This window comes from Streptomyces durocortorensis, from assembly GCF_016901035.1.
In the GTDB taxonomy this organism is placed as follows: Bacteria; Actinomycetota; Actinomycetes; order Streptomycetales; family Streptomycetaceae; genus Streptomyces; species Streptomyces durocortorensis.
Genome location: NZ_JAFEUF010000348.1, coordinates 1 through 5,440 on the forward strand (window position 1 = coordinate 1; position 5,440 = coordinate 5,440).

A 5,440-nucleotide genomic window follows, 5' to 3' on the forward strand; every position below is an offset into this window, starting at 1 on the left:
CGGCTACCCAACCGGCCCCGCCACCCGAAACCCCACCCCGATCGCCGCCAGGTCCTGCTCATAAGCCCCATGGCGTCGCGCGCACCTCGCCAGATCCCGGTCGTGGCGGAAGGCCCCGCCCCGCGTGATGTGGCGGTCGAACGCCCAGTCCTCGGTCTCCGGCACCTCGGCGGGCGCGCCCGGGTACGGGGCGTAGAGGGTGGACGTCCACTCATCGGCGTTGCCCGCCATGTCCAGCACCCCGAACGGGCTCGCGCCCTCGGGGAACGAGCCGACCGGCGTCGTCGTGCCGATGCCCAGGTCCACCAGGTTGGCCAGGCCCGTGCGGTACTCCTCGCCCCACGGGAACTCCCGGCCGTCGTCCCCCCGTGCCGCCCGCTCCCACTCGTCCTCCGTGGGCAGGCGTACGTCGAGGTCGAGGTGGTCTCCGAGCCACCGGCAGTACGCCGTCGCCTCCTCCCACGTGACCCCGATGACCGGGTGGTCCGGCGAACCCTGCGGGGCGGGGCGTCCCGTGGCCGCCGCGAAGCGGAACCACTGCTTGACCGTGACCGGTGTACGGGCGATCCGGAACGCCGGGACGTGGATCTGCGCAGCCGGGGCCTCCTTCAGGTACCACGCCGCCGGTACCCCGGTGTCCGCGTAACGGCGCGCCACCGCGGGGACTTCCTCGGCGGGCGTACCGCGACGCAGCGTCCCGGCAGGAACGTCGACCCAGTCCACCCTCTCCTCCTTTTCCGCGTCCGGGCTCATGCCGCCACCACCGTCTTCGCCAGATCCACCGCACCGGCCTCCTGCGCCTCGGGCAGCAGCTCGTACCCCTGTCGCTGGTACAGCGCGATGTTGCGGTGGCTGGCCGCGCCGGTCGACAGGACGATGCGGCCGGCTCCCTCCCCCGCCGACTCCGCCCGGCGCAGCAGCCAGCGGCCCACGCCGAGTCCCCGCAGGTCGGGGGCGACGGCGAGCCGTCCCACGTGCAGGTCCGTGCCGGTGCGGCGGGTGCGGACCATGCCGAGCAGCCGGCCGTCCCGCCAGAGGCCGGTCGCCTGCCAGTCGGCCAGCCAGGCGCGAATGTCGGCCGGTGACTCGTGGAGCGCCGGGATCGCCAGGGTGTCGTTGACGATCGCCTCCTCCATCCAGCAGCAGCGTTGCAGCACGGTCACCTCGGCGGCGTCGTCCGGGCCGAGCGGGCGTGCGTACGAGCCGGGGAGCGGACCCGCGACGGATGCCGTACGCTCCCGCTCGCGCATCGGGAGCAACGCCCCTGCCAGCCGCACCAGTTCTGCGAGCAGCCCTTCCGCCGCGTCCGCATGGCGCGCCTCGGGGGCCAGGCGGTCCCCCTGCATCGCGTCCGCGATCCGCAGGGCGACGGTCGCCCCCAGGGGGACCAGCCGCAGAGTGGTCACCACCTGCTTGGCGTGCTGGACCGCGCGGGTGCCCGCCGAGGTGTGGCCGTAGCTGACGAAGCCGACCGGCTTCCAGGCCCACTCGGGGCCCAGGTAGTCGAGGGCGTTCTTCAGCGTCGCCGGCATGCCGTGGTTGTACTCCGGCGTCACGAGGACGAAGCCGTCCGCGCCGTCGACGACCCGGCTCCAGCGGCGGGTGTGCTCGTGCTGGTGGACACCGGTCGACGGATGCTCCTCCTCGTCCAGGAAGGGGAGCCCCAGATCGCCGATCGCCAGGGGCACGAGGTCCGCGCCGAGCAGGTCGGCGCTGGGTGCGAGCGTGTCGGTCAGCCACTGGCCGACGGCGGGGCCGAGCGCGTTGGGGCGGGTGCTGCAGACCAGAACGAGGATGCGCAAGCGCTTCGTTGTCATGGAAACGAAATTAGCCGGTAGATTGATTACATGTCAACGAATGAGGCGGATTCCCCGGTCGAGACGGAGTCCTCGGCCAAGACGGGCTCCCCGGTCGACTGGCTCGCACCCGACGAGGAGCGCGCCTGGCGGGCGTACCTCCGTATGGTGACCGCCGTCCAGGTCCGCACCGCCCACGACCTGGCCGAACTCGGCCTGTCCGAGCCGGACTACGAGGTGCTCAGCACCCTGTCCGAGCACGAGGACGGCACCAGCACACTGCATGAACAGGCCGCCAAGATGGGCTGGTCACGCAGCCGCCTGTCCCGGCACGCCTCCCGCATGGAGGCCCGCGAACTCATCCGCCGCGCCCCCGACCCCGCCGACGGCCGGGGCTGCCTCCTCGTCCTGACCCCCACGGGCTGGGACACGCTGCGGGACGCCGCGCCCTCCCATGTCGCCTCGGTACGCCGCCACTTCGTCGACCGGCTGGCCCCCGACGAGCTGGCGGCGCTCGGCCGCATCGCGCAGAAGCTCAGCGCCGACCGGGACGGCCTGTAGGGCAGGGCAGGACCGTTCGAGAACGGCGTCTCCTGGCCGGGAATCAGGACGCCGCAGTCAGGAACTCCATGGCGGTCGAGACGTTCCGAGTCAGGTCGATCATGCTGCCAGGACCAGTCGGTCGTCGGCCCACGCAGCGAACTCTTCCCGTCGCCTCTCCACCGCCTCCCACGTCGGCTCGTCGAAGCCCTCGATCCCCCGGGACCGGCCCTCGAACCGCCGGCGGTGCACCACAGGGTCGGAGCACACCACCTCGATGAACACCACCGGCACGCCACGACGAGATGCCAGCGACCGCCACTGCGCCCGTGCCTCCTCCACAGCGTTGACCGCATCGATGATCACTGTCTGGCCCAGGGCCAGCACCCCGTCGGCGACCGCCACTGCCACGGCATACGCGGCGAGACCCGTGGGCTGGCTACGAGCCACCCCGGCCCGCCGCATCGCGGCCTCGATCGGATCCACCGACACGACGGGAGCGGCCGACTTCCGCCCCAGCTCCTCGGCGACCGAACTCTTCCCCGCACCGGGCAGCCCGGCCATCGCGATCAGCACGAGCCCACCCTCGCACGGCCGACCGGGGCCGTCAGCCGGACCCGCGCTGCGGCTCTCACCTCGGCCGTCTCCATCGGATCATCGCGCAGTACGGCGATCCTCCCCAGGACCTCCGCGTTCGAAGGTGCCGAGGCGACCCCCAGCAGCCGTGTCGTCTCCTCGCAGTCCCAGAGGGACTCGGTGAACAGGGAGTCCAGGCCGTCGCGCCCGATGGCGGCCCACGCCTCCAGGTACACGGTCCGTTCGTAGGAGTGAGGGGTGAACTGCCAGAAGCGGCGCAGGTACGGCAGGGCGTCGGCGGCATCGGCGTCGAACCGCGCCAGACGCCGGGCGGTCCGGTCGGGGCCGCACCAGGTCCGCGATGTCCACTGTCCGGCGAGTTCGTCCACAAGCCCCGCAACGGCGTCGGGTCCGGGGTGGTCGGCCAGGACGTCCGCGCCCAACCGGGCCAGCCAGGGGCAGTCGTCCCGTACCCAGCCGCGCGCCGCCGGTACGGCGAGGGCTCCCAGGCGCTCGACAGCGCGCCTGACCAAGGGCAGGGATCGACGGCCGTCCGGCGTACCCAGCAAGGGGACCAGGGGGATCAACCCCTCAGCAGGCTCTCGGCCGTTCAGCTCACGCAGCGCGTCGGTCTTCGTGGCGTTCTCCGTACGGGCGTCGGCGAGCAGGGCGAGCAGTTCCGCGGTGCCGAGCCCGACCGGAGACGGCCGCGCGACGACAGGGCGGCTCCGGGTCTCGACACCGAACCGGGTCCACGGCTCAGGGCCCCACGGGATCTCCGTCTCCGCGGCGATCCGGGCACGTGCGACGTCACCGAGGTCTTCCCACCACTCCAGCGGCCAGCAGGCCGCCACCGACTCCAGCACACGGACCCAGTGCTCGCCCTCGCGGACGTACGCACGAAGCCCTTCCCTGGCCTCGTCCGATCCGGCGAGAGCGAGGAGCTCCAGCACCTCGCAGGCCCGCAGGCAGGTCTCCCCATCGCCCGCCAGCATGCCCACGACCGGTGCAGGGGACAGCTCCCCGTCCCGGATCAACCGCGCCAGGTACAGAGACCGGTCATCGGTCCCGTCCCATCGCCAGTCACGGCGGATCCCGTCGTACACGAACGCGGCGGCCCCCCGCCGGTACCGGAACGCCCGCACCGCGCCCGGACCACGTCCACGTTGCAGCAAGCCGTCCATGGAGTCGGGGTGTGCATACGGCATCTCGTGTTCGTCGCTCATCACACGGCACCCTGCCCGACGCGGGCGGCGGCCCGCCAGCCGATATACGTCGGCCGGTACACCGGTCCCGGGGGACCGGTCCCCGTCTCCTCACCCCGCCTCACCCCGCCCACCTCCCCGTCAGGAACGTCAGCGCGACGAGCGTCGTCACCGGGGCGGCCACGCACAGGTACGCCGTCCTGAACCACGGCCGACGCAGGCTCAGCGCGGCCAGGCCGATCCACAGCGGCCACCACAGGAGCGTCGCGCGCGGGATGGACGTGTACCAGTACGAGGTGCCCAGCGCCCACAGGCTGAGGGCCACGTACACCACTTCCGGCCAGCGGCGTCGGCGTACCAGCAGCGCCACCAGGGCAAGACCCACCAGCATCGCCGCCAACTCCGCCTGGAACATGAACGCGTAGCCCGTCGACTGCGTGCCGCCGAACGCCCCGGTCCAGGTGTTCGCCCACGCCTCCCAGGGGGTGTGGAACGTGCGGTACCAGCCGCGTTCCTGCGCGTGCTTCCAGGCCATCCAGTCGCCGGTGTGGGCGTGCAGATACCAGCTGTACGCGGCCGGGGGCAGCGCCGGCAGCAGCGTCCAGCCCGCCGACCGCCAGGTCCGCCGTCCCTCGCCCGCACGGACGGACAGCAGGAACAGCAGCCCGATCGCCGCGGCGAGGAACAGTCCGCTGACCCGCACCGTCGTCCCCAGCGCGGTCAGTACGGCGGCCGCCGCCCACCGGTGCCGCATCGCCGCGAGCCAGGCCGGCAGGGCGAACGCGAGGAACAGCGCCTCCGTGTAGCCCGCAGCCAGGAACACCGCGCACGGGGAGAGCAGGAAGAGGACGGCCGTACGGTGGCCCGCCGCGTCCTCCGGCAGATACGCCCGCGCGATACGGGCCAGGGCCAGTACGGCCACCGCGCCCGCGACGAACGAGATCAGCAGCCCGGCCGCCGTCCAGTCCGGCACCACGGTGTGCACGGCGCGGAGAAGGACGGGGTAGCCCGGGAAGAACGCCTCCCGGTTGTCCCAGCCGCTCGTCCACGGACCCGAACCGGCGGGGAAGTAGCCGTCCCGCGCTATGTGGAGGTAGTGGTTCGCGTCCCAGTGCTGGAACGGCGCGAGGACCGGGGCCGCCGCCCGGGTGCCGGACCGGTCGGGGAACAGCCAGCGGGCGAAGTGGGCCGTGATCCACAGCGATACGCGGGTCAGGAGGTAGAGCCACAGGACGCTGCGGTCGGCAGGGGTCAGGCGGGCCGCCGCCCACCGGTGCCGCATCGCCGCGAGCCAGGCCGGCAGGGCGAACGCGAGGAACAGCG

General features: G+C 72.8%; 6 protein-coding genes. 1 reads left to right on the top strand and 5 read right to left on the bottom strand.

Features of this window, described 5'->3' with window-relative positions; genetic code table 11:
- Nucleotides 1-3: 3 nt before the first annotated feature.
- Nucleotides 4-753 (bottom strand): formylglycine-generating enzyme family protein, encoded by a 750-nt coding sequence (locus tag JS521_RS33350; RefSeq protein WP_205086635.1) that lies wholly within the window; start codon nucleotides 751-753, stop codon nucleotides 4-6.
- Nucleotides 750-1,817 (bottom strand): GNAT family N-acetyltransferase, encoded by a 1,068-nt coding sequence (locus JS521_RS33355; protein WP_205086636.1) that lies wholly within the window; start codon nucleotides 1,815-1,817, stop codon nucleotides 750-752. The genes JS521_RS33350 and JS521_RS33355 overlap by 4 nt, the downstream gene beginning before the upstream one ends.
- 144 nt (nucleotides 1,818-1,961) lie before the next feature.
- Here JS521_RS33355 and JS521_RS33360 point away from each other — a divergent pair, with 144 nt between their 5' ends.
- Nucleotides 1,962-2,357 (top strand): MarR family winged helix-turn-helix transcriptional regulator, encoded by a 396-nt coding sequence (locus tag JS521_RS33360; RefSeq protein WP_372448642.1) that lies wholly within the window; start codon nucleotides 1,962-1,964, stop codon nucleotides 2,355-2,357.
- A 99-nt stretch (nucleotides 2,358-2,456) separates the two neighbouring features.
- Here the strand turns inward: JS521_RS33360 and JS521_RS33365 are convergent, their stop codons facing one another.
- The 3 genes from JS521_RS33365 to JS521_RS33375 form a co-directional block, all read right to left on the bottom strand.
- On the bottom strand, nucleotides 2,457-2,912 hold the full coding sequence (locus JS521_RS33365) for a P-loop nucleotide/nucleoside kinase family protein (RefSeq protein WP_205086638.1): 456 nt from the start codon (nucleotides 2,910-2,912) through the stop codon (nucleotides 2,457-2,459).
- Nucleotides 2,906-4,138 carry a hypothetical protein gene (locus JS521_RS33370; RefSeq protein ID WP_205086639.1) on the bottom strand — a complete coding sequence of 411 codons (1,233 nt, stop codon included), beginning with the start codon at nucleotides 4,136-4,138 and terminating at the stop codon, nucleotides 2,906-2,908. Before JS521_RS33370 ends, JS521_RS33365 begins: the two co-directional genes overlap by 7 nt.
- A 100-nt stretch (nucleotides 4,139-4,238) precedes the next feature.
- Entirely contained in the window at nucleotides 4,239-5,438 is a 1,200-nt protein-coding gene (locus JS521_RS33375; protein ID WP_372448641.1) for a mannosyltransferase family protein, read from the bottom strand.
- Nucleotides 5,439-5,440: the final 2 nt, after the last annotated feature.